This is a genomic window from Lentzea sp. NPDC037011, assembly GCF_055607425.1.
Map to the genome: position 1 here is coordinate 568,651 of NZ_JBVJRT010000001.1, position 25,645 is coordinate 594,295.

General features: G+C 71.8%; 27 protein-coding genes. 18 read left to right on the forward strand and 9 right to left on the reverse strand.

The genetic code is table 11. The features are described 5' to 3' along the window. The first annotated feature begins 8 nt into the window (after nucleotides 1-8). The 4 genes from ACZ7CH_RS02890 to ACZ7CH_RS02905 are packed head-to-tail and all read left to right on the forward strand — an operon-like array spanning nucleotide 9 to nucleotide 4,197. Nucleotides 9-533, forward strand: a complete 525-nt coding sequence (locus ACZ7CH_RS02890; protein WP_360396860.1) for a PadR family transcriptional regulator — start codon at nucleotides 9-11, stop codon at nucleotides 531-533. Next, complete coding sequence (locus tag ACZ7CH_RS02895; protein ID WP_470373044.1) at nucleotides 530-1,204, forward strand: ABC transporter ATP-binding protein; 675 nt, start codon at nucleotides 530-532, stop codon at nucleotides 1,202-1,204. The genes ACZ7CH_RS02890 and ACZ7CH_RS02895 overlap by 4 nt, the downstream gene beginning before the upstream one ends. Continuing rightward, nucleotides 1,201-3,447 (forward strand): FtsX-like permease family protein, encoded by a 2,247-nt coding sequence (locus ACZ7CH_RS02900; RefSeq protein ID WP_470373045.1) that lies wholly within the window; start codon nucleotides 1,201-1,203, stop codon nucleotides 3,445-3,447. The genes ACZ7CH_RS02895 and ACZ7CH_RS02900 overlap by 4 nt, the downstream gene beginning before the upstream one ends. A gap of 33 nt (nucleotides 3,448-3,480) precedes the next feature. Beyond that, nucleotides 3,481-4,197, forward strand: coding sequence for a Long-chain-fatty-acid--CoA ligase (locus ACZ7CH_RS02905; RefSeq protein WP_458430093.1), 717 nt, complete (start codon nucleotides 3,481-3,483; stop codon nucleotides 4,195-4,197). Between the two features lie 169 nt (nucleotides 4,198-4,366). Here ACZ7CH_RS02905 and ACZ7CH_RS02910 read toward each other — a convergent pair whose 3' ends face one another. Together ACZ7CH_RS02910 and tgmC are read right to left on the reverse strand one after the other, a co-directional pair. Beyond that, the gene (locus ACZ7CH_RS02910; RefSeq protein WP_360396864.1) at nucleotides 4,367-6,373 is read right to left on the reverse strand and encodes an NACHT domain-containing protein; all 2,007 of its coding nucleotides are present in this window, start codon (nucleotides 6,371-6,373) and stop codon (nucleotides 4,367-4,369) included. 70 nt (nucleotides 6,374-6,443) lie between these two features. After that, complete coding sequence (gene tgmC / locus ACZ7CH_RS02915; protein ID WP_470373046.1) at nucleotides 6,444-7,511, reverse strand: ATP-grasp peptide maturase system methyltransferase; 1,068 nt, start codon at nucleotides 7,509-7,511, stop codon at nucleotides 6,444-6,446. 117 nt (nucleotides 7,512-7,628) lie between these two features. Between tgmC and ACZ7CH_RS02920 the strand changes: the two genes are divergently transcribed. The 5 genes from ACZ7CH_RS02920 (at nucleotide 7,629) to ACZ7CH_RS02940 (ending at nucleotide 10,370) form a co-directional block, all read left to right on the forward strand. Continuing rightward, entirely contained in the window at nucleotides 7,629-8,006 is a 378-nt protein-coding gene (locus ACZ7CH_RS02920; RefSeq protein WP_360396866.1) for a helix-turn-helix domain-containing protein, read from the forward strand. Nucleotides 8,007-8,011: 5 nt separating this feature from the next. Further along, nucleotides 8,012-8,686 carry a hypothetical protein gene (locus ACZ7CH_RS02925; protein WP_360396867.1) on the forward strand — a complete coding sequence of 225 codons (675 nt, stop codon included), beginning with the start codon at nucleotides 8,012-8,014 and terminating at the stop codon, nucleotides 8,684-8,686. A gap of 179 nt (nucleotides 8,687-8,865) precedes the next feature. Continuing rightward, nucleotides 8,866-9,159 carry a DUF2516 family protein gene (locus tag ACZ7CH_RS02930; protein ID WP_360396893.1) on the forward strand — a complete coding sequence of 98 codons (294 nt, stop codon included), beginning with the start codon at nucleotides 8,866-8,868 and terminating at the stop codon, nucleotides 9,157-9,159. Then, entirely contained in the window at nucleotides 9,156-9,812 is a 657-nt protein-coding gene (locus ACZ7CH_RS02935) for an alpha/beta fold hydrolase (protein WP_470373047.1), read from the forward strand. The genes ACZ7CH_RS02930 and ACZ7CH_RS02935 overlap by 4 nt, the downstream gene beginning before the upstream one ends. Nucleotides 9,813-9,821: 9 nt before the next feature. Continuing rightward, nucleotides 9,822-10,370 (forward strand): type 1 glutamine amidotransferase domain-containing protein, encoded by a 549-nt coding sequence (locus tag ACZ7CH_RS02940; RefSeq protein WP_360396869.1) that lies wholly within the window; start codon nucleotides 9,822-9,824, stop codon nucleotides 10,368-10,370. A 27-nt stretch (nucleotides 10,371-10,397) separates the two neighbouring features. Here the strand turns inward: ACZ7CH_RS02940 and ACZ7CH_RS02945 are convergent, their stop codons facing one another. Further along, a complete protein-coding gene (locus tag ACZ7CH_RS02945; RefSeq protein WP_470373048.1) occupies nucleotides 10,398-11,159 on the reverse strand; it encodes a MerR family transcriptional regulator in 762 nt (253 codons plus the stop codon). A gap of 241 nt (nucleotides 11,160-11,400) precedes the next feature. On the opposite strand from ACZ7CH_RS02945, the gene ACZ7CH_RS02950 reads away from it, so the two are divergent. After that, a complete protein-coding gene (locus ACZ7CH_RS02950; protein ID WP_360396871.1) occupies nucleotides 11,401-11,961 on the forward strand; it encodes a YbaK/EbsC family protein in 561 nt (186 codons plus the stop codon). Here the strand turns inward: ACZ7CH_RS02950 and ACZ7CH_RS02955 are convergent. Genes ACZ7CH_RS02955 through ACZ7CH_RS02975 form a run of 5 tightly spaced genes read right to left on the reverse strand, consistent with a single transcriptional unit; the run spans nucleotide 11,929 to nucleotide 15,931 of the window. Beyond that, on the reverse strand, nucleotides 11,929-13,005 hold the full coding sequence (locus tag ACZ7CH_RS02955; RefSeq protein ID WP_470373049.1) for an LOG family protein: 1,077 nt from the start codon (nucleotides 13,003-13,005) through the stop codon (nucleotides 11,929-11,931). The two genes, ACZ7CH_RS02950 and ACZ7CH_RS02955, sit on opposite strands and share 33 nt — an antisense overlap. A gap of 28 nt (nucleotides 13,006-13,033) precedes the next feature. Continuing rightward, the gene (gene purU / locus ACZ7CH_RS02960; RefSeq protein ID WP_470373050.1) at nucleotides 13,034-13,909 is read right to left on the reverse strand and encodes a formyltetrahydrofolate deformylase; all 876 of its coding nucleotides are present in this window, start codon (nucleotides 13,907-13,909) and stop codon (nucleotides 13,034-13,036) included. A gap of 13 nt (nucleotides 13,910-13,922) precedes the next feature. Beyond that, complete coding sequence (locus ACZ7CH_RS02965; protein WP_470373051.1) at nucleotides 13,923-14,648, reverse strand: maleylpyruvate isomerase N-terminal domain-containing protein; 726 nt, start codon at nucleotides 14,646-14,648, stop codon at nucleotides 13,923-13,925. A gap of 9 nt (nucleotides 14,649-14,657) precedes the next feature. Then, nucleotides 14,658-15,464: a class I SAM-dependent methyltransferase gene (locus ACZ7CH_RS02970; RefSeq protein ID WP_470373052.1), complete on the reverse strand. Its 807-nt coding sequence runs from the start codon at nucleotides 15,462-15,464 to the stop codon at nucleotides 14,658-14,660. Next, nucleotides 15,443-15,931, reverse strand: coding sequence for a DUF2505 domain-containing protein (locus ACZ7CH_RS02975; protein ID WP_470373053.1), 489 nt, complete (start codon nucleotides 15,929-15,931; stop codon nucleotides 15,443-15,445). The genes ACZ7CH_RS02970 and ACZ7CH_RS02975 overlap by 22 nt, the downstream gene beginning before the upstream one ends. Between ACZ7CH_RS02975 and ACZ7CH_RS02980 the strand changes: the two genes are divergently transcribed. Both ACZ7CH_RS02980 and ACZ7CH_RS02985 read left to right on the forward strand, forming a co-directional pair. Next, nucleotides 15,930-17,030, forward strand: a complete 1,101-nt coding sequence (locus ACZ7CH_RS02980) for a UDP-N-acetylmuramate dehydrogenase (protein ID WP_360396877.1) — start codon at nucleotides 15,930-15,932, stop codon at nucleotides 17,028-17,030. The genes ACZ7CH_RS02975 and ACZ7CH_RS02980 overlap by 2 nt on opposite strands. A 91-nt stretch (nucleotides 17,031-17,121) precedes the next feature. After that, nucleotides 17,122-18,138: a chymotrypsin family serine protease gene (locus ACZ7CH_RS02985; protein ID WP_360396878.1), complete on the forward strand. Its 1,017-nt coding sequence runs from the start codon at nucleotides 17,122-17,124 to the stop codon at nucleotides 18,136-18,138. Here ACZ7CH_RS02985 and ACZ7CH_RS02990 read toward each other — a convergent pair. Continuing rightward, entirely contained in the window at nucleotides 18,092-18,862 is a 771-nt protein-coding gene (locus ACZ7CH_RS02990; protein ID WP_458430104.1) for an SDR family NAD(P)-dependent oxidoreductase, read from the reverse strand. The two genes, ACZ7CH_RS02985 and ACZ7CH_RS02990, sit on opposite strands and share 47 nt — an antisense overlap. Before the next feature lie 88 nt (nucleotides 18,863-18,950). Between ACZ7CH_RS02990 and ACZ7CH_RS02995 the strand changes: the two genes are divergently transcribed. The 6 genes from ACZ7CH_RS02995 (at nucleotide 18,951) to ACZ7CH_RS03020 (ending at nucleotide 25,554) form a co-directional block, all read left to right on the forward strand. Next, a complete protein-coding gene (locus ACZ7CH_RS02995) occupies nucleotides 18,951-20,054 on the forward strand; it encodes a L,D-transpeptidase (RefSeq protein ID WP_458434295.1) in 1,104 nt (367 codons plus the stop codon). A gap of 121 nt (nucleotides 20,055-20,175) precedes the next feature. Next, the gene (locus tag ACZ7CH_RS03000; protein WP_360399899.1) at nucleotides 20,176-20,940 is read left to right on the forward strand and encodes an alpha/beta fold hydrolase; all 765 of its coding nucleotides are present in this window, start codon (nucleotides 20,176-20,178) and stop codon (nucleotides 20,938-20,940) included. Further along, nucleotides 20,937-22,184 (forward strand): D-inositol-3-phosphate glycosyltransferase, encoded by a 1,248-nt coding sequence (mshA, locus tag ACZ7CH_RS03005; RefSeq protein WP_470369913.1) that lies wholly within the window; start codon nucleotides 20,937-20,939, stop codon nucleotides 22,182-22,184. The genes ACZ7CH_RS03000 and mshA overlap by 4 nt, the downstream gene beginning before the upstream one ends. After that, on the forward strand, nucleotides 22,181-22,660 hold the full coding sequence (locus tag ACZ7CH_RS03010; RefSeq protein ID WP_360399893.1) for a type III secretion system chaperone family protein: 480 nt from the start codon (nucleotides 22,181-22,183) through the stop codon (nucleotides 22,658-22,660). Before mshA ends, ACZ7CH_RS03010 begins: the two co-directional genes overlap by 4 nt. 60 nt (nucleotides 22,661-22,720) lie before the next feature. After that, entirely contained in the window at nucleotides 22,721-23,593 is an 873-nt protein-coding gene (locus ACZ7CH_RS03015) for a DUF4349 domain-containing protein (RefSeq protein ID WP_470373054.1), read from the forward strand. 395 nt (nucleotides 23,594-23,988) lie between these two features. After that, nucleotides 23,989-25,554 carry an AMP-binding protein gene (locus ACZ7CH_RS03020; protein ID WP_470369915.1) on the forward strand — a complete coding sequence of 522 codons (1,566 nt, stop codon included), beginning with the start codon at nucleotides 23,989-23,991 and terminating at the stop codon, nucleotides 25,552-25,554. Nucleotides 25,555-25,645: the final 91 nt, after the last annotated feature.

Here is a 25,645-nt window from a genome sequence, read left to right on the forward strand (position 1 = left end):
TCGTCCGCATGTCGATCGGTCACGCACTGTTGGGCCTGCTAGAGGGTGGTCCAAGGCATGGGTACGACCTCAAGCGCACCTACGACGAGCGCTTCGGGCAGGACCGGCCGTTGCACTACGGGCAGGTCTACTCGACGCTGTCGCGGCTGCTGAAGAACGGCCTGGTGACCGAGGCCGGAGTGGAGGCGGGCGACGGTCCGGAGCGCAAGCGGTACGCCATCACCGACGCCGGGGTCACCGACGTGGAGCGCTGGCTGGGCACGCCGGAGAAGCCGGAGCCGTACCTGCAGAACACCCTCTACGCGAAGGTCGTGCTGGCGCTGCTGTCCGGCCGCAGCGCGGTGGAGGTGCTGGACGTCCAGCGCTCCGCGCACCTGCGGACCATGCGCGAGCTGACCCGGCGCAAGACCGGCGGCGACCTGGCCGACCAGCTGATCTGCGACTTCGCGCTGTTCCACCTGGAGGCGGACCTGCGCTGGCTGGAGCTGACGGCCGCCCGCGTTGACCAGCTCGCGGAGCAGGTGGCGCGATGACGCTGCTGAGGGCCGAGGAGCTGCACAGGTCGTTCGGGAAGACGCACGCGCTGGCCGGCGCCGGGCTCACGGTCCGCGAGGGCGAGGTCGTGGCGGTCATGGGGCCGTCCGGGTCCGGCAAGTCGACCCTGCTGCACTGCGTCGCGGGCATCCTGCCGCCGGACAGCGGCACGATCACCTACCGCGACCGCGACCTGACCCGGATGTCCGACCACGAGCGCAGCGAGCTGCGGCGCACCGAGTTCGGGTTCGTGTTCCAGTTCGGCCAGCTGGTGCCGGAGCTGACCTGCCTGGAGAACGTGGCGCTGCCGTTGCGGCTGAGCGGGATGCGGCGCAAACCGGCCGAGCGCGCCGCGCACGAGTGGCTGACCAGGCTGGAGGTCGACGGCGTGGCCGACCAGCGGCCCGGTGAGACCTCCGGTGGCCAGGGCCAGCGCGTCGCCGTGGCCCGCGCGCTGGTCACCGGCCCGAAGGTGATCTTCGCCGACGAGCCGACCGGCGCGCTCGACTCGCTCAACGGCGAGCGGGTGATGCACCTGCTCACCACCGCGGCGCGGGAGACGGGCGCGGCCGTCGTGCTGGTCACGCACGAGCCGCGGGTCGCCGCCTACTCCGACCGTGAGGTCGTGGTGCGCGACGGGCGGTCCCGGGACGTGGAGCCGGCCAGGTGAAGCGGGTGATCGGCGACCTCGCCCTCGGGGTCCGGCTGGCGGTCGGGGGCAGCCGGAAGTCGTGGGCGCGGCTCGTCCTGCAGGGACTCGGCATCGGCCTGGGCGTGGCCGTGCTGGTCCTCGCGGCCTCGCTGCCGGGGGCCATCGACGTGCGCGACAAGCGCGGGGACGCGAGCGAACCGGTGTCGGAGGGCACCGGGCCGGCGCCGTTGCTGGTGAGCGTCGTGCACCTGGAGTACCGGGCGGAGCTGGTGCGCGGCCGGTACGTGAAGGTGCTCTCGCCGGACGCCCCCGTGCCGCCCGGTGTCGACCGGCTGCCCGGTGACGGGGAGGTCGTCGTGTCGCCCGCGCTCGCCGAGCTGCTGGCGAGCGAGGAGGGCGCGCTGCTGCGGCCGCGGTTGCCGCAGCGGGTGGTCGGGACCATCGGCAGGGAGGGGCTCACCGGTCCGCTCGACCTGGTGTTCCTGGCCGGGGACGCCTCGATCGTGTCGACCGGGAGCAACGAGACGTACCGCTGGGGCGCGCACTACGGCGGCGGGGGGCTCGCGCCGATCCTGTGGCTGCTCAGCATGGTGGGCGTGATCGTCCTGCTGTTCCCGGTGCTGGTGTTCGTCAGCGTGGCCGCGCGGCTGGCCGCGGCCCAGCGCGACCGCAGGCTGGCGGCGTTGCGGCTGGTCGGCGCCGGTGCGAGACGGGTGCGGCTGATCGCGTCCGGTGAGGCGCTGGCCAGCGCGGTGGTCGGGCTCGCCGCGGGGTTCGGGCTGTTCTACGCGCTGCGGCCGTTCTCGGACGACGTCGTCCTGGAGCAGCTGGTGGTGTTCCCGGAGGACCTGACCCCGGCGCCGGCGCTGACGGTCGCGGTGCTCGTCGGGGTGCCGGTGCTGGCGGTGGCCACGTCGTTGTTCTCGATGCGGCGGACGATCATCGAGCCGCTGGGCGTGGTGCGCAAGCAGCGTCCGGTGCGGCGCAGGCTGTGGTGGCGGCTGCTGCCCACGGTCGCCGGTGCGGCGCTGCTGGCCAGCCAGGCCGGCCGGGTCACCGGCGACCAGCAGCCGGAGGAGCTGCCCGTCGTGCTCGGCGTGGTGCTGCTGATGTTCGGCATCCCGGTGCTGCTGCCGTGGCTGGTCGAGCGGGTCGTCTTCCGCTTGCGCGGCGGCACCCCGGCATTGCAGCTGGCCGTGCGCAGGCTCCAGCTCGACAGCGGCACGGCCGCGCGGGTCGTGGGCGGCGTCGCGGTGGTGCTCGCGGGCACCGTGACGTTGCAGATGGTCCTCGCCGCCGTCGAGAACGAGGTGGTGGACAGGGAGCTGACGCGGTCCCCGCAGGACGTGCTGGCCATGCGGGTCACCGACACCACCGCCACACCGGGCCTGCGCGACGCGCTGGCGCGCAGCGCCGGGGTGCGTGCCGTGCACGAGCTGCGCTGGACGTCCGGCAGCACCGGCGAGCGGTCGTCCGTGTCGATCGTCGTGGGCACCTGCGCCGCGCTGCGGACGCAGCTCCCGGTGACCGGGTGCACCGACGGCAAGGCGTACCTGGCGCGGGAGGCCACCGGCGGTTTCACCGTCACGCCGGGCGTGCCGCTCGCCGTCGGCAGGGACCGCGAGCAGCGGTGGCTGCCCCCGGCCGTGGTCGAGGAGGTCTCCGGCGCCACCACCGGCGGCTACTACCTCACCCCGGCCGCCGCTCAGGGCCTCACCCTCGGCACCCGCGGCGTCGAGTACATCGCCCAGCTCGACCTGGCGACGCCGGACGCCGCCGAACACGCCCGCAACGCCGTGGCCCCGTACTCGTGGCGCGTGCGGTCGTTCTCCGGCGGCCAGTCCAGGATGTCGGAGGTGGAGCGGGTGTTCGGGCTGGTGCGCCAGGGCCTGTACGGCGGCATGGCCGTCACCCTGCTGCTGGCCGGTGCATCGATGCTGGTGGTGGGCCTCGAACAGGTCAGGGAACGCCGTCGCCCGCTGGCCGTGCTGGCCGCGTCCGGCGTCCCGCGCGCCACCCTGGCCCGTTCCCTGCTGTGGCAGAACGGGCTGCCCCTGGTGCTGTCGACGGTGGTGTCGGTGGCCACCGGCATCGGCCTCGGCGTGCTCTCGGTGAGGGTGTCGAGAGCCGAGGTCGCCTTCGACTGGCAGGGCATCGCCCTGGTCACCGCCGCCGCGATGGCCCTGGTCCTGCTGGTCACCGCCCTGACGCTGCCATCCCTGCGCAAGGCGACCGGCGCCCTCGGCCTGCGCACGGAGTGAGGTGCCGATCTGCACGTGCCTACGATCAGGCCCGTGCAGATCGTCACCACCTCCGACCACCCGCACCTCTCCACGGCGGCGCTGGTCGGCGAGTGGCCCCTGTTCGTCCTGAAGGACCCGATCTCCAACCGGTACCGCAAGACCGTCCAGCAGTACTTCCCGCAGTACGACGTGCTCGCACTCGACGGCTCGGAGGTCCTGGCCCACGCCGTGGCCGTCGCCCTGTGCTGGGACGGCACCCCGTCCACCCTCCCCGACGGCGGCTACGACGGCGCCATCGTCCAATCGGTGCGCGACCACGAGTCCGGCACCACCCCGGACACCCTGTGCGTCCTCGCCGCCACCGTCCGAGCCACCCACGCCGGCCGGGGCCTGGCCGCCGCGGTCCTGACCGCCCTCCGCACCCGCGCCCTCGCGAACGGCCTGTCCCGCGTCGTCGTACCGGTCCGCCCCACCCTGAAGGCGAACTACCCGCTCACCCCGATGGCCGACTTCGCGACCTGGACCCGCCCCGACGGCCTGCACCTGGACCCGTGGATCCGCACCCACCAACGCCTCGGCGCCACCGTCCTCGGCCCGGCCGAACGCTCCATGGTCGTGACGGGCACCGCCGCGGAGTGGCAGAGGTGGACCGGCCTGCACTTCCCCCGGTCCGGCCGGTACGTCGTACCCGGCGGCCACGACGTCGTGGTGTTCGAGGGGGATCGCGGCGTCTACGAGGAGACGAACCTCTGGATGCGCCACCTCTGACGGCCCAGGCTCCCGCCCGCGTACCGCACAAGACGCCCGCGCCTTCCGGTGCCTCCGCTCATCCCGCGCCGTTCAGCCCGCGTGGCGTGGCGTGGCTTGCGCCGCTCCGCCTGCGCTGCCCACGCGGTTCGGCTCGCGCACCGCCTCGCGCCGTCCGCGCTCGACAGCCCTACACCCGGTCCTTCCGCCGCAACCGCGCCTTCCCGACCCCACCCCCGGCCGCCGCACCGTGCTCCGCCAGCCGGTCCTGCACCAGCCCGTGCCGGAACTGGTAGCAGGCCCCGGCCCGACACAGCACCCCGAGCTTGCGCGCGTCCTCGAAGAACACCATCAGCTCCCACGGCAGCTTGCCCCGCAGCGCCAACCAGATCCGCGCCACGGTGAACCACCACCACCGCAGGTGCAGCACGGCCAGCGCGAACCCCAGCATCAGCCCGGAAGCCAGTCCCAGCCCGACCATGCCGGTCTGGTTCGGCCCGAACACCAGTGCCGCCGCTGAACCGAACACCACGGCCAGCACCAGCGACCCGGTCCACACGGCGATCCGGTCGCGCGCCATGGTCCACTGTGGACTGGAGGCCTGGGACAGCTCGGCCGTGCTGGACAACGCGAACCGCAGTGCCACGGCCACCGCGAGGCCCAGGCCGACCACCAGACCGGCGGACAACCCGTACAGCGCGCCGAAGACGAGGCCCGCCGCGAGGCCGAGGACGCCGGGGACCAGGAGCAGGGAGCGCGAGATTCCCAGGCGTGGCTTGGGTTTGCGTTCCTGCGAGGCGGTCAGTGCGGCGCCGCCGACCAGGACGCCGGCGACCAGGCCGCTGAGCGGGGCGAGTTTCGGGGTGATCGAGTAGGCCATCAGCCAGGCGACACCGAAGCCGCCGATCGCGCCCAGTGCCAGTGCGCCGAGCAGGGCGAGCCAGGTGCGGCCGACCGAGCGGCGCAGCTCCCACCAGGCCAGTTCGCGGATGCCGCGGTCGCGCATCTCGTGCGCGAGGAACTCCAACCACCTGCGCGCCCTGTCGCGGGGCCAGACCTGGCTGGCCCTGGCGTGGTGGGCGGCGGCGCGGTTGCCGAAGGCGCGGGAGACCAGCTCGTCGCAGAGGTGGTCGCAGACGGCGCGGGCGTCCGGGAAGCGGCCGCGGTCGAGGAGCTCGGTCGGTTCCGCCTCGAAGTCGGCGTAGACCATGCTGGCCAGCCACATCGTCAGCGGTGTGGACAGGGCGTCGGCGAGGCGGCCGTCCGGTTCCTCGCGCAGGTGGATGAACACCGGTTCCCAGCGGGCCGCTCCCACGCTGTCTGCGCTCGCCCGCAGGTAGGAGGCGACCTCGTCGAGGTCGAGCGGGGCCAGTTCGACGACGTCGGCGCCGTGCAGCGGGCCCGCGAGGTGCACGGCCTGGGCGTACTCGGCGGTGCGGCACGTGAGGACGAGCGGGCGCGTGGCGGGGAACGCCTTCGCGATCCGCGCCAGTGCGTCGGCGCGCTGGTGTGCGGGGACGTCGTCGAGGCCGTCCAGCACCGGCAGGACGCGGTGCTGCTCGATCAGCAGGTCACCGGCGTAGCTGCCGTAGAGCTCGGTGTTGCTCAGGGCCGGGTGGTCCTCGTAGAGGCGGCGGGTCAACCACGTGCGGATGTCCTCGACCGCCGGGTTCCACGTCGACAACGGCAGCAGCACCGGCACCATGCCGCCGTCGTAGCGGTCGAGCAGGCCGCACGTCAGCAGCATCGCGACCGTCGTCTTCCCGGTGCCCGCCTCGCCGAGGACGACCATCCGGCGGTGGGGCTGCCGTTCGAACGCGCCGACCACCGCGTCGCTGTGGCCGGGGGGTGCGTTCCGTCCGTCACCCAGGTCCAGTTCGGGTGCGGTCCAGTGCAGGTCGAGGACGTCCGGGTCGGTGAGGCCGCGGGAACGCACCTCCTCGTTCCACTGCGCCTGCAGAGCGGTGGCCAGGGCGCGGCAGGCGGCGTCCAGGTGCTCTTCGGTGCTCAGCTCGGCGTTGTGCCTGCGCCGCACCCACGGGTCGAGCAGCGCGAGGAAGCCGAGGAACACCACGGCGAGCGCGCCCAGCCACACGTGCGGGTTGATGCCGTGGTCGGTGACGAACAGACCGGCAGCCGTGAGCAGTGCGGTCAGCACGCAGCCGGCCAGCAGCGCCTGCTGGCGGAATCTGGACATGCGCGCATCATGACGCACCGCATCCGCCCGGGGTCGGTTCAGTGAGCCGTGTCGTGCCGTTCGCTGTTGATCACAGTCGCCACCTCCGCCCGTCGAAGGTGAGGAACTGGCCGTCATGACCGATGGTGACACCGAAGTGCTGCCGCCGGGGTTTGCCCAGGTCCTCCCACAGCGCCAGCGCCTGTTCCGCCAGGTCCCACAGCCGTCGCGGACCGCCCTGGTCGACGTGCGAGCCGTGGTGGTGCACCCAGGAGCCGTCCGGGTGGCCCAGCCAGTCCTGTCCCGCGACGACGTCGGGCAGCGCGACGCCGGCGAAGAACTCGAACGGGCTGGCCGGGTCGACCACCGTGGCCATCGGCAGCGTGGTGGTCCTGCGGTCGAACGCGCCCGTGCCGGCGAGCGCGGGCTTGCGGGCGTGCGCGCGCAACGGCATGAAGCGGCCGTCCTCCACCAGGACCCGGCCCTCGCCGGTGCCGTCGCCGCGGGAGACGATCCGGACGAGCCCGGCGCCGATGGGGCGGTGCAGGGTGGTGATGACGAGGCCGCCGGGCCGGGTCTGCTCCAGCCACGCGGGCGGGATCGTCGTCACGGAACACGTCGCGAGCACCCGGTCGTACGGCGCTCCCGCCGGATGACCCCGCGCGCCGTCGCCGATGACGCAGGTGGGGTTGAAACCGTTGCGGTGCAGGCGTTCGCGGGCCCGTGTGGAGAGGTGCGGGTCGACGTCGACGGTCGTCACGCGGTCGGCGCCCAGGGCGTGGCACAGGAGAGCGGCGTTGTACCCGGTGCCGGTGCCCACCTCCAGCACCGACTGTCCGGTGTGGACCTCCAGCGCCTCCAGCATGATCGCCATGATGGCCGGCATGCTCGACGAGCACGTCGGTGTGCCACCGGTCACCGTGTCGTCACCGTCGAACTGGGTAACCCAGACCCGGTCGGTGTAGACGAGCTGCAGCCAGCCGGGGTGCTCCGCGGTGACCGGTTCCCAGTCGCCGTCGTGCCGCTGGCGGTAGAAGCGCGGCAGGAACTCGTGGCGCGGCACCTCGCGGAAAGCCTTGAGCCACCGGGGATCGCGCAGCACACCGGTGCCGAGCAGGTGGTCGGCCAGCTCGGCGCGCAGGGCTCCGGCGTCGTCCATGACCCCTCCACGGTAGCCCTGTGGCGCAGCACACGCAGCGATTGCTAGCAGAGTGCTTGCAACTGCTAGCACCCCTCGCTAACGTGGTCGGTGCACGAGGAACGGGAGCGGGAACCAATGGACAAGTCCATCGACAAAGCCGTCGCGGACCTCGGCCGCAACATCGGGGACTTCATCCGCGAGCAGCGCAACACCGCGAAGATCTCGTTGCGGGAGTTGGCAAAGCAGGCCGGTGTCTCCAACCCGTACCTGAGCCAGATCGAGCGGGGACTGCGCAAGCCCAGTGCGGAGATCCTGCAGCAGATCGCCAAGGGGCTGCGCATCTCGGCCGAGGTGCTCTACGTCGAGGCCGGGATCCTCCAGCAGCGCGAAGGCGGTGCGTTGGCGGACGCCGTCGTCGCCGCGACCGATCTGACCGAGCGGCAGAAGCAGGTGCTGCTCGACGTCTACGAATCTTTCCGGCGGGAGAACGCCGCCAAGACCAAGGAGGAGTGATCTCCATGCCGAAGCTCACCCAGGACGACATCCGCACCGCCGCCGAGCAGGGCGCGCACGCCGCCCGCCAGGCCCTCCTCGCCGCCCTCGGCGCCGGTGACCTCGCCGCCAAGGCCGTGGTCGAGGCGCTGGGCAAGGCCAGGGAGCGCGCGGAGGAGGCCTCCGCGAAGGCCACCGACCTGCCCACCGAGCTCAAGGACCTGCGCGAGAAGCTGCAGCCCGCCGAGCTGAAGAAGCTGGTCGACGCCTACACCGCCTCCGCCGTGAACCTCTACAGCTACCTCGCGGAGCAGGGCGAGCAGACCCTCGAGCAGATCAAGGCCCAGCCGCAGGTCAAGCAGGCCGTCGAGCAGGTCGAGCAGGCCGTCGGGGCCGCCCAGAAGCGCGCGGGGACCGCCGCCGCCGACGCCCGCGTGCTCGCCGACGACGTCCTCGGCAAGGTGACCCGCCGCACCCGCTCGGTCGGCGAGAAGGTCGCCGTCCAGGTCGAGGACACCGCCGAGAAGCTGGCCGAGGAGATCGTCGAGGTCGGTGGCGAGGCCGCGTCCGAGGTCCGCAGCACCACCCGCAAGGCCGCGAACCGCACCGCGCCGCGCAAGCCGGCGACCACGACCCGCAGCACCGGCACCACCGCCGCGGTCAAGAAGCCGACCACGACGACGGACGACACCGCCAAGTGAGTCGTTGAGGACCCGCTGAAGTTCCTCCGCAGGGGGAGCGCGCCACGGCGTGCTCCCCCTCCGGTGCGTCCGGCGCAAGTGCGTCCCGCGGGCCGGATCGGGCCCTGCCCGACGCTCCGTTCCCGCTGACGCGCACGGGCACGTAGGCTGGTCCTGTGTTCCCCGTGCCGATCTTCAGCATCTGGAACCTCGACGGCATCGTGTACTTCCTCGCCGACCTGGGGTTCACCATCCTCGGGCTGTTCGCGTTCTTCCACGCGCTGAGCCAGCGCGTCGACGCCTACACCGCGGCCGAGCGCATGACGAAGCCGGCGTGGTTGGGCATCACCGGTGGTGGAGCCGCGGCGATGCTGCTGTTCTCGCCGGGCACCTTCGGGTCGATCTTCTGGCTCGCCGGTCTCGTCGCGGTGCTCGTGTACATGGTGGACGTGCGCCCCAGACTCATCGAGGTGCAGCGCGGCCCGCGCTGGTGATCACGAACTCCTACGGCTCCGGCTCGCCCGTCACCCTGGTGGCGCACGGGCTGGGGGCCACGCCCGGTGAGGCGCGCATCCCCGCCTCCGGGCTGCCCGGCACCCGCGTGGTCGTGACGCTGCCCTCCCACGGGTCGGCTCCCGACGCGCCGCCCGGCTACTGGGACTACGGGCGCATCGCCGACGACCTCGCCACAGTCGAGGCCGACCACGCGGTCGGCGTCTCGCTGGGGGCCGCGGCCCTGGTCAGGCTGCTGTCGCGGCAGCCGCGGCGATTCCGGCGGGTGGCGTTGCTGCTGCCCGCGGTGCTCGACCAGCCGCGCCCTGCGGTCACGCTCCAGCAGCTCTCCGACCTCACCGCCGGCCCGCCCGCCTACGTCGAGGACCGCCGGCAGGCGCTCACCAGGCTCGAAGCCGCGGCCGAACAGCTGCCCGGCCAGGTCGCCGTCGCCGACGCCGGACTGCTCGCCCACGTCGAGGTCCCGGTGCTGGTCATCGCCGCCACGAACGACCCGCTGCACCCCGAGGACGTCGCCAAGGCGACCGCCGGTGCGTTCCCGAACGGCGAGCTGTGGCTGGTCGACTCGCCCGCGCCGATGATCACCCACCGCACCGGGGTACGCCACAGGTTGGTCGAGTTCTTCGGCGGGTAACCGAACGACATGGCTGAGAAGAAGATCGCATTCCTGGTCGCCTCGGAGGGCATCGAGCAGGTCGAGCTCACCGACCCGTGGACGCACGTCGAGAAGGCCGGTGGCACGCCGCGGCTGCTCGCGCCTGAGCTCGGCGAGGTGCGCGGGTTCAACCACCTCACGCCGGCGGACGCGTTCCCGGTCGACACCAAGCTCGCCGACGCCAAGGCCGACGACTACGACGGCGCGGTCATCCCCGGCGGGGTGGCCAACTCGGACTTCCTGCGGATGGACGGCGACGCCGTGCGGCTGGTCAAGGAGCTGGTCGCGCAGGGCAAGCCGGTCGCGGCGATCTGCCACGGGCCGTGGCTGCTGGTCGAGGCGGACGTCGTCCGCGGCAAGATGCTGACCTCGTTCCCGAGCCTGCAGACCGACATCCGCAACGCGGGCGGTGACTGGGCCGACCAGGAGGTCCGCGTGTGCGACATGAACGGGTGGACGCTCGTGACGTCGCGCAACCCGGACGACCTGCCCGCTTTCAACCGCGAGGCGCTCAAGGCGTTCGGGCTGGCCGAGTAGCCGGGATCTGCAGCTCCCGGCCCTGCGTCAGCTCAGACGCGTCTCGGCGTAGTGCGCCATGGCGTCACGCGTCCACTCGGCCATGTTGCCGGCACCCTCGACGTCGAAGTTGGCCCGGAACTCGTCCGAGTCGACGTAGAGGTCGCCGAGGCCCTTGTAGGACTCCCGGTTGGGCGTCCAGCTCAGGCAGATCCAGCGGTAGTGGCGGTCGACCAGCTCCTGCGTCTGCGGAGTGTCGACCGCCGCGCCGGCGACGTACAGGGCACCGAGCTGTGTCGCGATGTCCTGCCACTCGGCCATGAACCGGTCCGCGTCGGCCCGGTTCCAGCCCTTCATCTTCCGATTGCTCTCGGCGATGTGCTCCTTCGCACCCTCGCCGTAGCGCTCGACGAGCTCTGCCTCGTGCCGTTCCTGCTTCTTCGCGTCGAAGCCGTCGAACAGCTCTTCCATCTTCACCTCGTCCCCTCCTTCCAGTTCGGCGATCGTGCGCGCGACGGTGCCCGCCAGCCGGTCCAGCCGCCGCTGCTCGTCGCGCAGCCACCGGTGGTGGTTGCGCAGGACGGTCAGCTGGTCAGTGCCGTTCAGCACCTCCGCAACCACGTCGAGGCCCAGGCCCAGGTCGCGCAGCAGCAGGATCTGCTGCAGGCGGTGCACCTGCTCCTTCTCGTAGTAGCGGTAACCGTTGTCGCCGACCCAGGCCGGCGGCAACAGCCCGATCGAGTCGTAATGCCGCAGCGTCCTGGACGTCACCTTCGACATCCGGGCCACCTGGGCGATCGACCAGGCCATCTCTTCTCTCCTTCGCGCTCTCCAATGACGCTAAAGGTTGACGCAACGTCAATGTCAACGCGACTTTTCAAGTGCACGCGGGGCGCTTTCGTACTCCAGGAGCGCACGCGGGGTCCCCGCGTGCCCTTGGAGGGAACATAGGGTCCCCGCGTGCCCTTGGAGGGAACGTGGGGTCCCCGCGTGCCCCCGAGGGGAACGTGGGGCCCCCGCGTGCCGGAAAGTGGAGGGGGAGTGGGGGAGGATGAGAGGTGTGTGGACCATCGGTGGTTCGTTGGAACCCGTACCTGTGCTGTCGCGCCTCGACCTGGTCGCGGAACCGGTCGCGAAAGCGCTGAAGGAGCTGGACGGCGCCGACCGCGTCGCCGTCGCGGAGATCGACCCCTCGCTCGCCGACACCGCCGAGTTCTGCGCCCACTACGGCTCACCGCTGGAGGCCAGCGCGAACTGCGTGGTCGTCGCGGGCAAGCGCGGCGGTGAGGTCCGTTATGCGGCCTGCATGGTGCTGGCGACCATGCGTGCGGACGTCAACGGCGTCATCCGCAGGCGGCTCGACGCGCGCAAGGCGTCGTTCGCGCCGATGGACGAGGCAGTGGCGTTGACGGGCATGGAGTACGGCGGGATCACGCCCATCGGGGTGCCCGCGGACTGGCCGGTCCTGGTGTCGCCCGAGGTCGCCGCCGCTCCTGAGCTGGTGGTGGGCAGCGGCATCCGCGGTTCCAAGATCCTCATCCCCGGCGACGTGCTGCTGACGCTGGCGGGCGCCGAGGTGCTACCCGAGCTCGCCCGCGTACTTGAGCAGTAGCGCGACGGCCTCGTCGACGTCGTCGGTCACGAGGATCCACCGCTCGGCGTCCCGGCCGGCCGCGAGCTTCTGCACGAGCGGTGCGGCCGGGACCTCGTCGGTCCAGAAGGCCGTGCCCAGGAAGATCATGGGCGCGGCCGGGCCGACGCTGCCGTAGTAGTTCTGCGTGAAGTCCTGGAAGACCTCCTGGACCGTGCCCGCCTTGCCCGGCGTGTAGACGATGCCGCCGGTCGCGATGGTCAGCAGGCCCTCCTCGCGCACCGAGTTCGCGAAGTACTTGGCGTGCAGCTCGCAGGCCGGGTTGGGCGGCTCGTGGCCGTAGAACCAGGTCGGGATGCCGATCGTGCGCGGCACCTCGAACGACGGCACCTCCGGGAACGCCGCCAGCCACCGGCCGATCGACTCGTCGTCACCGCCGAACGACGGCGCCTTCGCCAGCTGCGCGAGCACGTCGGCGTCCGCCGAGCCGCAGCGCACGCCCAGCGGCACGGCCTCCATGGCACCGGGACCACCACCGGTCAGCACGGTCAGGCCCGCGCGGCCCAGTGCGGCGCCGAGCTCGACGGCGTTGCGGTAGCCGTCCGAGCCGCGGGCCAGCGCGTGACCGCCCATCACGGCGACCGGCCGGCCGGTCAGCACCTCGTCGAGCGCCTCGGTGATCGAGTGGTCGTGCAGGCGCTCGGCCAGCGCGTGCAGCGGGTCCGGGTGGTGGCCCTGCTGCTTGCTGTGCCGGTAGATCACCGCGTCCGGGGTGTCGGCGTAGGTCCTCGGGTCAGCCGGGTCGAAGCCCGCGAACAGCTCACCGGGCGTGTAGAGGTGCGAGCGGTACACGTCGTAGGGCACGTCCGGGATCACCGGGAAGATCAACGCGCCCGCCGCCTCCGCCCGGCGCTGCATCGTCTCGCTGAGCGTGCAGCCGAGCAGCAGCGCGCCGTCCATCGGCACGCGCACGTCCTCACGCGTCAGGTCCAGCCCGACGATGACGGCTTTGCGCAGGTCGGGCGCTGCCCGCAGGTGGTCGAGGTCGGTGATTTCGGTCCGCACGGGAAAAGCCTATGCCCCGTGTTGCCGGCTAGAAGATGACCGTCTGGTTGCCGTGCACCAGCACCCGGTCCTCCAGGTGCCACCGCAGCCCGCGGGCCAGAACGACCTTCTCGATGTCACGGCCCTTGCGGACCATGTCCGCGACGCTGTCGCCGTGGTGCACCCGCAGCACGTCCTGCTCGATGATCGGCCCCGCGTCGAGGTCCGCCGTCACGTAGTGGCAGGTCGCCCCGACCAGCTTCACACCGCGCCGGTGCGCCTGGTGGTACGGCCGGGCGCCGATGAACGACGGCAGGAAGCTGTGGTGGATGTTGATCGTGCGGCCGGACCAGTGCGCGCACAGCTCCGGCGGCAGGATCTGCATGAACCTCGCCAGCACCACGGCGTGCGGGTCGTGCTTGTCGACCAGCTGGCGCAGCTGGGCGAAGGCGGCCTGCTTGCCCTCGGGGTCGTTCACGGGGAACGGGACGTGGTGGAACGGGATGCCGTGCGCGCGCGTGATGTCGCCGAGCTCGGGGTGGTTGCCGATGACGGCGGCCACCTCCACGTCGAGCTCGCCGGTCGCGACGCGGGCCAGCAGGTCGTACAGGCAGTGGCCCTCCTTCGACACGAGGATGACCACGCGCTTGCGCTCGCCGGTGTCGGTGACCGTCCACGTCGACCGCGCGCCCAGCGACGCCGCCACGTCGGCGAAGCGGGTGCGCAGCTCGGTGGAGTCGAAGGGCAGGGAGTCCGCGCGGACCTCCTGACGCGTGAAGAACCAGCCCGTCTCCGGGTCGGTGTGGTACGCGGCCTCGACGATCCAGCCGCCGTTCTCCGCGAGGAACGTGGAGATCCGCGCGATGATGCCGGTGCGGTCGGGGCAGCCGAAGGTGATCACATAGCGGCGTTCAGGCGATGACACGACGGACGAGTATTCACGCCCTGGGCAGCGCCGCCAACAGCGACTCGTCACCGGACACGATCGCGTGGCTCGGACGGGCCCACAGCGCGCGGTAGACCGCGTCGGCGGTGCCAGCGAGGGTGGCGTCGGTGTCGACGGCCGAGTCGAGCACGTCCGTCACGACCGGTGCCTCGCCGGGCGCGAGCCAGACCTCCCAGGCCCGTCCCGCGTCGGCGGCGTGCACGAGGACCCGGCCGGTCACCTCGACGGTGCGGCCGAGCACGAGCTGGCGCGGCATCATGACCGTGAGGAACTCGTCGACGCCGTCCGCCGCGAACTCGGTGCCGAAGACCAGCGACGGCAGGTCGTGACCGGTGGCGAGCTGCGCGTCCAGGCGGTGGACCGAGGTCTCGTGCGCCTGCCTGCGCGCCCAGAAGCCGGCGACCTGAGGGCCGTGGAACGTCCAGGCCGGACGGTCGGCGGGCACCTCGCGGAGCCGTTGCACGAGCGTCGCGAGCCCGTTGTCCCACCAGGCGAGCGCCTCGTCCCAGTCCCGGGGCGCCTTCGGCCACCCCGGGCGGCCCGCGGCGGGTTCGGTGACGACGCAGGTGCCCGCCCACGTGTGCACCTCGGCGATGTGCCGCACCAGCTCCAGCACCGTCCACTCAGGACACGTGGGGACCGCGGCACCCGGACCCGCCTGCTCGGCGGCCGAACGCAACGACGAAGCCTGCTTCTCGATCTGCGCGACGAAGTCCACCGGCCCACCCTAGGGTGCGACGGCGGCCCATTCGAGCGAGATCTCGCCCAGCCGCCAGCGCTTGCGGTCGTCCACCACCGGCCAGCCGCGCTCGGCCAGCAGCCGCGCCGACTCCACCCAGCGCGCACGGGGTCCGAAGGGAGCGAACGGGGCCGCGGTGGCCCAGCACGCGTCCAGCTCGGCCAGCAGCGCGTGCACCCGTTCGCCCGGCACGTTCCTGTGGATCAGCGCCTTGGGCAGCCGCTCGGCGAGGTCGGACGGCACGTCGATGCCGGACGGCTTGCACGCCAGCGTGAACGTCCGCGGCCCTTCCGCCGACAACGTCACCCACGTGCAGCGCCGGCCGATCTCGTCGCAGGTGCCCTCGACGACCAGGCCGCCGGGCGCCATCCGGGACAGCATCGTGTCCCACGCCTCGAACGACTGCTCCTCGGTGTACTGGCGCAGCACGTTGAACGCGCGCAGCAGCACCGGCCGCGCGCCCGCGAGCTCGAACCCGCCGCGCCGGAAGTCGAGCAGCGGCGGGTCGGCGACGGCCTTGCCCGCGTCCACCCGCTCCTGGTCGATCTCCAGCCCGAGCACGCGCACGTCCGGCCGCACCGTCCGCAGGCGTGCGGCCATCTCGACGGTCGTGATCGGCGTCGCGCCGTACCCGAGGTCGACCACCAGCGGGTCCGCGGCGTCGCGCAGGAACCCCGCGAGCGTGCCGGTCATCCACCGGTCGACCCGGCGCAGGCGGTTCGGGTTGGTCGTGCCGCGCGTGGGCAGGCCGAGCGCGCGGGCCCGGCCGGCCGCTAGCCGCGGTGTGCGAGCCATCGCGAGGTGAACTCGCTCTCCTTGTCGATCAGCACGGCGACCTGCTCGGCGATCATCTTCTCGAGCTTGCCGCCCATCAGCGGGATGCCGACCTTGACCTCCCCCGTGAGGGTGAGCTTCGAGCCGGCGCCGTCGTCGGTGATCGTGAACGCGCCGTCGAGCCGGCCGGGCACACCGCTGATCGTCACCTCGACCGTGCCCGCGCCCGCGGCCCAGTTCTCCGTGCGCTGGATCACCAGGTCGCCGCCCAGCGCGGCCTTGGCGACCGACGGCAGGTGCTCGGCGGGCACGCCCTGCTTGAGCTGGTACGACGTCTTCCCCTCCACCGAGGTGAACGAGATCAGCTCGGCGTTCGGGCCCCCGATGGCGGCCAGCCGGTCGCGCAGGTGGGTCTCGTCGACCATCGCGCCGAAGACCTCCTCCGCCGAACGGGGTGAGGTGGTGTGGTGCTCGATGCGGCGTGCCATGTCGCGGAGGCTACCGTTGACGTCCGTGACCACCACGCAGTCCGTGCCTCTGGCCGAGCGCACCACGCTCCGACTCGGTGGACCGGCCGCGCGGTTCGTCCACGCCACGACCGCAGCCGAGCTGGTCGACGCCGTGCGGACGGCCGACGCCGCCGCCGACGAGAAGGTCCTCGTGCTCGGCGGCGGGTCCAACCTCGTGATCTCCGACTCCGGCTTCGACGGCACCGTCGTGGAGGTCGCCACCAAGGGCTTCCGGCTCGACCCGCTGGGCGGTGGCATCGTCCAGTTCACCGTCGAGGCCGGCGAGGAGTGGGACGCGGTCGTCGCCGAGGCGGTCGCGCAGGGCCTCGGCGGACTGGAGTGCCTGTCCGGCATCCCCGGCTCGAACGGCGCCACGCCCGTGCAGAACGTCGGCGCGTACGGCGTCGAGATCTCCCAGGTGCTGCAGTCGGTCGACCTGCTGGACCGGCGCAGCGGCAAGGTGCACCAGGTGCCCGCGGCCAAGCTCGGCCTCGCCTACCGCACCAGCGTGTTGAAGAACACGGACAACGCCGTCGTGCTGCGGACCCGGTTCTCGCTGACCGCGGGCGGCATGTCCGCGCCGATCCGCTACGCCGAGCTGGCGCGGGTCCTCGGCGTGGCGCAGGGCGACCGCGTGCCGGCCGACGCCGCCCGCAAGGCCGTGCTGGAACTGCGCCGCGGCAAGGGCATGGTGCTCGACCCCGCCGACCACGACACGTGGAGCGCCGGCTCGTTCTTCACCAACCCGATCCTCGACGACTCGACGTTCTCCGGCGTGCTGATCCGCATCGCGGAACGCCTCGGCACCGACGTCGACGTGCCGACTTACCCGGCGGGCCACGGCTTCCGGAAGCTGTCCGCCGCGTGGCTGATCGAACGCGCCGGCTTCCGCAGGGGCCACCAGGGTCCCGGCGGCCGGGTCGCGTTGTCGGGCAAGCACACGCTGGCGCTGACCAACCGCGGCACCGCCTCCACCGAGGACCTGCTGGACCTGGCGCGCGAGGTGCGCGACGGGGTGCGGTCGGCGTTCGGCGTCGAGCTGCACCCCGAGCCGGTCTTCGTGGGCGTCTCGCTGTAGCTCCCCGGCTCCCACCGCCGTCCGGGTGACTCCGTGTGACGAACGGCTACTTCGCGTGTTTCATTGAGGTAGGGGTGGAACGGAGGTTGCCATGAGCCACCTCGACGACAGCGCGCGAGAGGTCATCCGGCCGGTCAAGCGGATGGTCGAGGACGAGTTCCTCGCCCGGCCCGGCGTCATCGGCGTCGACATCGGCGAGAAGTACACCGGCGGCCGGCCCACCGGCCGGACCGCGATCGTGGTCTACGTGTGCACCAAGGGACCCGAGCACCCGCAGCAGATCCCGCCGGAGGTCGCCGGCGTGCCGACCGACGTGGTCGCGGAGACGGTCGTGCTGCACCGGGCGCGGCTCTCGCGCTCGGCCGAGGTGCTCGGCGAACCCGGTGCGGCGGAACGGCATCCGGTGCTGCGCGGCGGTCTGAGCATCGGTCCGGCGCGCGCGGTGCGGATGGTGCCGCCGGACGTGCCGGTCGCGGGCGACTACGTGGTCGTGGGCACGCTGGGCGCGTTCGCGGTGACCCGCGAAGACCGGAAGGTGGTGGGGCTCACCACGTTCCACGTCGGCTGCGTGGACGACGCGTGGGCGGTCGGCGACGAGTTCCTGCACCCGTCCAGAGTGGACGGTGGGCTGGTCGGTGCCGACCAGGTGGCCGTGCTCGACCGGGCCGCGCTGGCCGGGTCGGTCTCGGCGGCGGGGCTGCGGATGGGCGGCCGGCCGTTCCGCGCGGAGGTGCTCGACGTCGGCGCGCTGACCGGGACGGCACCGGCCGTGGTCGGCTCGTCGGTGCGGAAACGGGGCCGCACAACGGGTCTGACCTACGGCGTGGTCACGTCGGTGGACGCGACGCTGCGGCTCGACTTCGGTGCCGAACTGGGCGTGCGGACGTTGCGCGACCAGGTCCGCGTGCACTCGGCCGAGCGCTTCGGCGACCACGGCGACTCGGGCGCGGTGCTCGTCGACGCGGACAACCGGGTCGTCGGGCTCTACGTCGGCGGAACGGGCACGACCGGGTTCGCGAACCCGATCGAGCCCGTCCTGCGCCTGCTGGACGTGGAGTTGCTCACACCCGGTGTACCCGAGTCGCGGAAGCCTGGGCCCGCGGCTTGAGCACGATCTCGTCGAGGTTCACGTGCGAGGGCCGGGTGACGGCGAACGCGATGACGTCCGCCACGTCGTCGGCCGTCAGCGGCGTGAGGCCCTGGTAGACCTTGGCCGCGCGCTCGGTGTCGCCGCCGAACCGGTTGGCGGAGAAGTCGGTCTCGACCATGCCCGGCAGGACCTCGGTGACCCGCACCGGTTCGCCGAGCAGCTCGCCGCGCAACGTCCGGTGCAGCGCCGACTGCGCGTGCTTCGCGCTCGTGTAGCCGGAGCCGTTGTCGTAGGCGTCACGTGCCGCGACGGACGTCACGGACACGATGTGGCCATCACCGGACGCGATCAGCTTCGGGATGAAGGCCTTGGTGACGAGCAACGTGCCGAGCACGTTCGACTCCCACATCCACCGCCATTCGTCCGGGTCGCCCTCGGCGACGGTCGAGAGACCGCGCGCACCACCCGCGTTGTTCACGAGGACGTTCGCGTGGGGTACCCCCTCCGCGAACGCCGCGACCGAGCCGGCGTCCGTGACGTCCAGCTCGATCGCGGTCCCCTCGATCTCTTTCGCGATAACGTGGAGACGGTCCAGACGACGTGCGCCGAGCACGACGTGGAACCCCTCGGCGGCAAGCCGCCGCGCGGTCGCCTCGCCGATGCCCGCGCTCGCTCCGGTCACTACTGCGACAGGTCGATTCACGACCCCGATCGTAGGCGTCGACCCGGGTGTGACTGACATCACTCGCACCAGGCGGTCGGGCTGGACGTCTTGGTTTGTGGAGGTCAGAACCGTGAAGAGAACCGTTGGTGCGTTGCTCGCCGGCCTGATGCTGCTGTCCGCGTGCTCGAGCGTCGAAGCAGGGTCCGCGAAGCCGGACAGTTCGCTCCCGTCCGCGAAGGTGACCGTGTCCCCCGTGGACGGCACCAAGGACGTCCAGGTCACGTCCCCCGTGCAGGTGGCGGTGGTGGACGGCAAGCTGGAGGCGGTGGCGCTGAAGTCACCGGAGGGCAAAGAGGTCAAGGGCACGCTGACCGAGGACAGGACCGGGTGGACCAACGCCGAGCCCCTCGGCTACGGCAAGACCTACAGCTACTCGGGCAAGGCCGTCGGCACCGACGGCAAGCCGGTCGAGCTCACGGGGTCGTTCACCACGGTGGCGCCGGGCTCGCAGACCCGCGCGACGCTGTGGCCGGGCGACAACCAGACCGTCGGCGTCGCGGCGCCGATCATGGTGAAGTTCGAGGCGCCGGTGCAGGACAAGGCGACCGTCGAGAAAGCGCTGAAGGTCACCAGTTCGGCGAACGTGCAGGGCTCGTGGGCGTGGCTGACCGCCCAGGAGGTGCACTACCGGCCGGAGCAGTACTGGCCGGCGAACACGCAGGTCAAGGTCGAGGCCAAGCTCTACGGCGTGAACTACGGCGGCGGCGCGTTCGGCAAGGCCGACGTGACCAGCGAGTTCACCATCGGCCGCAACCAGGTCGTGAAGATCAACAATCCGACGCACCAGCTCGTGGTGCTGCGCGACGGCCAGCAGGTCGCGTCCTACGCCGCCTCGTTCGGCCGGGACGCCGACCCGGAGCTGACCACGCCGAACGGCACGTTCGTGGTCATGTCGAAGCACGAGACGTTCTCGTTCGACAACCCGCGCTACGGCTACACCAACGTCGTGAAGAAGTGGGCCGTGCGGTTCTCCAACCACGGCGAGTTCATCCACGAGAACAACGACAACGCCGCGAACATCGGCAAGAACAACACCTCGCACGGCTGCGCGAACCTGCTGGAGGCCGACGCCAAGGCGTACTACGACTCGGCGCTGGTCGGCGACCCGGTCGAGGTGACCGGCTCCATCACCACGCTGCCGGCGCAGTTCGACTGGTACGACTGGCAGATCCCGTGGGCGCAGTGGAAGGAGAAGTCCGCCGTCAAGTAGGCGCCCCCGTGCTGCTCCAGCTGTCACGCGGGGCCCCGCGTTTCCCACAGGGGAACGCGGGGCCCCGCGTGACGTTCGGGCTGAGGGGAATGTGTGCGTCGACCAGGTCGTTCGTCATTGTGTGCAGCTGACACGCGTGACGGTGGCCGGTGGGGGACGACTGGCCGTCCGTGCGGCGGGACCTCCTGACGCGCCACCGGTGGTGCTCGTCCACGGCTGGGCGCAGACCGGTGCCGCCTGGGACCTGCCGGAGTTCCGCACCTACGCCGTCGACCTGCGCGGACACGGCGAGTCCGACGACTTCGGCGACTACCGCGACAGCGCGCGGTGGGCCGCCGACCTCAGGGCCGTGCTCGACCACACCGGCCCCGCGACCGTCGTCGGCTGGTCCTACGGCGGTCTCGTGGTCGCCGACCACCTGAGGTTCCACGGCACCGCGCAGATCACCGGCCTGGTGCTGGTGGGCGCCATCACCGAGATCGGCCGCGGTCGCCCCGGCGGCGAGACGGGGCCGGTCATGCGGGCCGCGCTGCCCGCCGCGATCACCGACGACGCCGCGCTCGCGGACTTCTGCCGTGCGATGGCACCGCGTCTACCTGGTGGGACGGTCGACGCGCTCACTGCCGCCGCCCTCACCACGAGCCCTAAGGTGCGGGGGGAGCTGTTCCGCAGGGACGTGGGCAGCGCCGACGTGCTGAGGGCCGTCGACGTGCCGACCCTGGTGGTGCACGGAACCCAAGACCAGGTGGTCGCCCCTGCCGCCGCCGAGTACTCCGCCGCCCTGATCCCCGGAGCCGAGTTGAGCCTCTACCCCGACACCGCGCACGCGCCCTTCCTGGAGCAGCGGGACCGCTTCGCCGCGGACCTCGAGAAGGTGGTCCGGTGAAGCGGGTCGCGGTCCTGAGCGTGCACACCTCCCCGCTGGAGCAGCCCGGCACGGGCGACGCGGGCGGCATGAACGTCTACATCGTGCAGACGGCGACGCGGATGGCGCGGCGGGGCGTGGAGGTCGAGATCTTCACGCGCGCGACGTCCAGCGAGCTGCCGCCGGTCGCGGAGCTGGCACCGGGCGTGCGGGTGCGCCACGTCGCCGCCGGGCCGTTCGAAGGGCTCGGCAAGGAGGAGCTGCCGGGGCAGCTCTGCGCGTTCACCGCGGGCGTGCTGAGGGCCGAGGCGCGGCACGAGCCGGGCTACTACGACGCGATCCACTCGCACTACTGGCTGTCCGGGCAGGTCGGCTGGCTGGCGCGGGAACGCTGGGGCGTGCCGCTGGTGCACACGGCCCACACGCTGGCCAAGGTGAAGAACCTCGCACTGGCCGAGGGCGACGCACCGGAGCCGCGGATGCGGGTCATCGGCGAGGAGCAGGTGGTCGCCGAGTCGGACCGGCTGGTGGCCAACACCGACATCGAGGCCGCCGAGCTGGTCAAGCTGTACGAGGCGGAGCCGTCGAAGGTGGCCGTGGTGCCGCCGGGGGTCGACCTCGATCGCTTCACGCCGGGTGACCAGGCCGCGGCGCGGCAGCGGTTCGGCATCCCGCCGGACGCCGTGGTGCTCGCGTTCGTCGGCCGGATCCAGCCGTTGAAGGCGCCGGACGTGCTGCTGCGCGCCGCGGCGGAGATGCTGGTCCGCGACCCCGGGCTGCGGTCGCGGCTGGTCGTGCTGGTCGTCGGCGGGCCGTCGGGCAGCGGGCTGGAGCAGCCGAAGGCGCTGGAGGAGCTCGCGGGCCGGCTGGGGATCGCGGACGTGGTGCGGTTCCTGCCGCCACAGCCGGGTGCGGCGCTGGCGGAGGTCTACCGGGCGGCAGACCTGGTCGCGGTGCCGAGCCACAACGAGTCGTTCGGGCTGGTGGCGCTGGAGGCGCAGGCCTGCGGGACGCCGGTGGTCGCGGCCGCGGTCGGCGGGCTGCCGGTGGCGGTCAACGACGGTGTGTCCGGGGTGCTGGTGCACGGCCACGAGGCCGAGGCCTGGGCGCGGGCGCTCGCGGACGTGGCGCTGCCGCAGCGCGAGCACCTGGCGAGCAACGCGGTCGGCCATGCGCGACGCTTCTCCTGGGACCGCACGACTGACGCCCTGCTCGCGGGGTACCAGGAGGCGGCAGAAGTGTTCCGCCGGGAGGTTTTCGCGTGACCGTCGACGCCGTCATCAAGTCGTTCCTCGACGAACGGGAGATCGAGTACGACCGTCGTGAAGAGGGCAGGTTCTTCGTGACGCTGCCGGGCACCAAGAAGCTGCAGACCAACGTGTGGCTGGTCGAGACGGCGCACGCGCTGGTCGTCGAGGCGTTCGTGTGCCGGCGGCCGGACCAGTCGTTCGAGGACGTCTACCGGTTCCTGCTGCGGCGCAACGCCCGGCTCTACGGGGTGCACTACACGATCGACGCCGAGGGCGACATCCACCTGGTCGGGCGGATCGGCAAGCACGCCGTGACCCCGGACGAGCTGGACCGGGTGCTGGGCCAGGTGCTGGAGGCCGCCGACGGCGACTTCAACCCGCTGCTGGAGATCGGGTTCGCCGACGCGATCCGGCGGGAGTGGGCGTGGCGGGTGTCGCGCGGCGAGTCGCTGGCGAACCTGCGGGCCTTCGAACATCTCGTTTCGGAGTAGGCGCCGCCTCGTTTCGGTCTGGACGGCAACTCCGGCGGCCCCCCGCTCCGTCCGACGGGCATGAGCAGACGAGTGCTGTGGGTGGGAGTCGCGTTGCTGGCCGTCCTCGCGACGGGGTGCGGCGCGGACTCGAAGAGTTCCGGTGGCTCGTCGGTCGCGGAGAACGCCGCACCGCAGCAGCGGGCCGCACAGCCGACGGGGGCGCAGAAGCAACAGGACAACAGCGGTCAGCAGAACCAGTCCGCCGAGTCGGTGCAGCAGCAGGAACGGCAGCTGGTCCGCACGGCGACGGTCGACCTGCGCAGCGACGACGTGCTGCGGTCGATCAGCGACATCAAGGCGAAGGCCCAGCAGGTCGGCGGGTTCGCCGGGCAGGAGAGCTCGACCCAGGCTCGTGGGAGCGTGACCGTGCGGGTGCCGTCGAACGAGCTCGACGGGGTCGTGCGGAGCCTGGAGGACTACGGCGACGTCACGCGCAGCGAGGTCCGCAGCGAGGACGTCACCGACCAGCTGGTCGACGTCGAGGCGCGGATCGCGACGCAGAAGGCCAGCGTCGAGCGGTTGCGCGTGCTGTTCGAGCGGGCCGGGTCGACGGCCGAGATCGCGCAGGTCGAGGGCGAGCTGACCAAGCGGCAGAGCGAGCTGGAGTCGTTGCAGCGGCGCAGCGAGTCGTTGAAGGGCAAGGCCGCGCTGGCGACGTTGACGGTGCAGGTCAGCACCACCCCGATCGCACCGCCGGCGCCGGAGCGCACCGGGTTCGGCGACGCCTTCGTGGCCGGCTGGAACGCGCTCGTGCACGTGCTGCGACTGGTGCTGGTGGGGGTCGGCGGCCTGCTGCCGTTCGTCCTGGTGCTCGGCGCGCCCACGGTGGCGGTGATCTTCTGGCTGCGTCGCCGGAAGCGTGTCACTCCAACGGTCGAAGCAGACGCCTGACGATCTACTGAGAGTGGTCCTTTGTGAAGCGCGGAACGGCTCGGGAGAGAGGGGGAGTCGCATCGAGCCGTCCCGCGTCAAAGGTCCCCGCTGCGTCGATCCGTGGACGGGGGGAGCCGACGGATCTCAAGCGGGCCACGCGATCCGACGGGGGATGACGAACCGCGCCCTTGCCGTCCGCTTGTCGAGTTAAGCGTGGGAGCCGACTCGCGGAGGCGTGACCAACTTCCCAGATACCTGGTTGCGATCACAAGTGCTCGGATTGCTCCATTCGAGTGTATTTAGCGGCGCGAAGTAACGTCTCTGTAGCGATCCCGACTTGCTTGACCTGTTCAGTGGGCTGGCTCACGATGACGGCGCAGGCTGGGTGTACAGCGAGTGAATGAGGTCGCCGCATGGTCTTTCGCAGTCCGTTCCCCGACGTCGAGATCCCCGACGTGTCGCTGCACCAGCTGTTGTTCGGCGACATCGCCGACCGGGTGGACCGCGTTGCGCTGATCGACGGCATGTCCGGCACGTCGCTCACGTACGGCCAGCTCGCCGGTGCCGTCGACCGCCTGGCCGCCGCACTGGCCGCGCGGGGCATCGGCAAGGGCGACGTGGTCGGCGTCCTCAGCCCGAACACGCCGTACTACGCCGTCGTGTTCCACGGCATCCTGCGCGCGGGTGCCACGGCGACGACGATCAACGCGCTCTACACGCCCGACGAGGTGGCCCACCAGCTGCACGACGCGGGCGCGAAGATGCTGTTCACGGTGTCGGTGCTGCTCCCCAACGCCGCACCGGGCGCCGCGAAGGCCGGTGTCACCGACGTCGTCGTGCTCGACGGCGCCGAGGGCTACCCGTCGTTGCCGGAGCTGCTCGCCAACACCGAACCGGTGCCCGAGGTCGAGATCGACCCGGCCGAGGACGTGGCGGTGCTGCCGTACTCGTCCGGCACGACCGCGCTGCCCAAGGGCGTGATGCTCACGCACCGCAACCTGGTGGCGAACATCGTGCAGTGCCAGTCGATCCTCAGCGACGTCGGCCCGCACACCCGGATCCTCGCGGTGCTGCCGTTCTTCCACATCTACGGCATGCAGGTCCTGATGAACAACGGCCTCTACATCGGCGGCGTCGTCGTGACCCTGCCGAAGTTCGAGCTGCCCGAGTTCCTCCGCGTGATCGCCGAGCACAAGACCGACCGCGTCTACATCGCCCCGCCGGTCGCCGTCGCGCTGGCGAAGCACCCGATCGTCGACAACTACGACCTGTCCCCGCTGAAGACCCTCTTCTCCGGCGCCGCCCCGCTCGACGCCGACCTCGCCGCCGCCGTCCGCAAGCGCATCGGCTGCCGCGTCGTGCAGGGCTACGGCATGACCGAGATGTCCCCGGTCAGCCACGCCATCCCGGACGGCCGCGACGACATCTCGGTCGGCACCGTCGGCCTGATCGTGCCGAACCTGGAGTGCCGCCTGGTTGACCCGGCCACCGGCTCCGACGTGGGCGTCGGCGAACGCGGCGAGCTGTGGTGCAAGGGCCCGAACGTCATGAAGGGCTACCTGAACAACCCCGACGCCACCGCCGCCACCATCGACGAGGACGGCTGGCTGCGCACCGGCGACGTGGCCGTGATCGACGACGACGGCGTCGTCTCGATCGTCGACCGCGTCAAGGAGCTCATCAAGTACAAGGGCTACCAGGTCCCGCCGGCCGAGCTGGAGGCCGTGCTGCTCACCCACGAGGAGGTCGCCGACGCGGCCGTCATCGGCGTCCGCGACGCCGACGGCGAGGAGGTCCCGAAGGCGTTCGTGGTGCGCCAGGCCGGCTCGTCCATCGACGCGGACGCGGTGATGTCGTTCGTGGCCGCGCACGTCGCACCGCACAAGAAGGTGCGCGTGGTGGAGTTCATCGAGGCGATCCCGAAGTCGGCGTCGGGCAAGATCCTCCGCAAGGACCTCCGTTCCCGCGAACAGTCCTGACCGCGGTCCGAACGCCCCCGGCTCGATCACCGCCGGGGCCGTTCGCCGTATGTGGTGAACGCACGCGGGGACCTTTCGTGCTCTCCGAGAG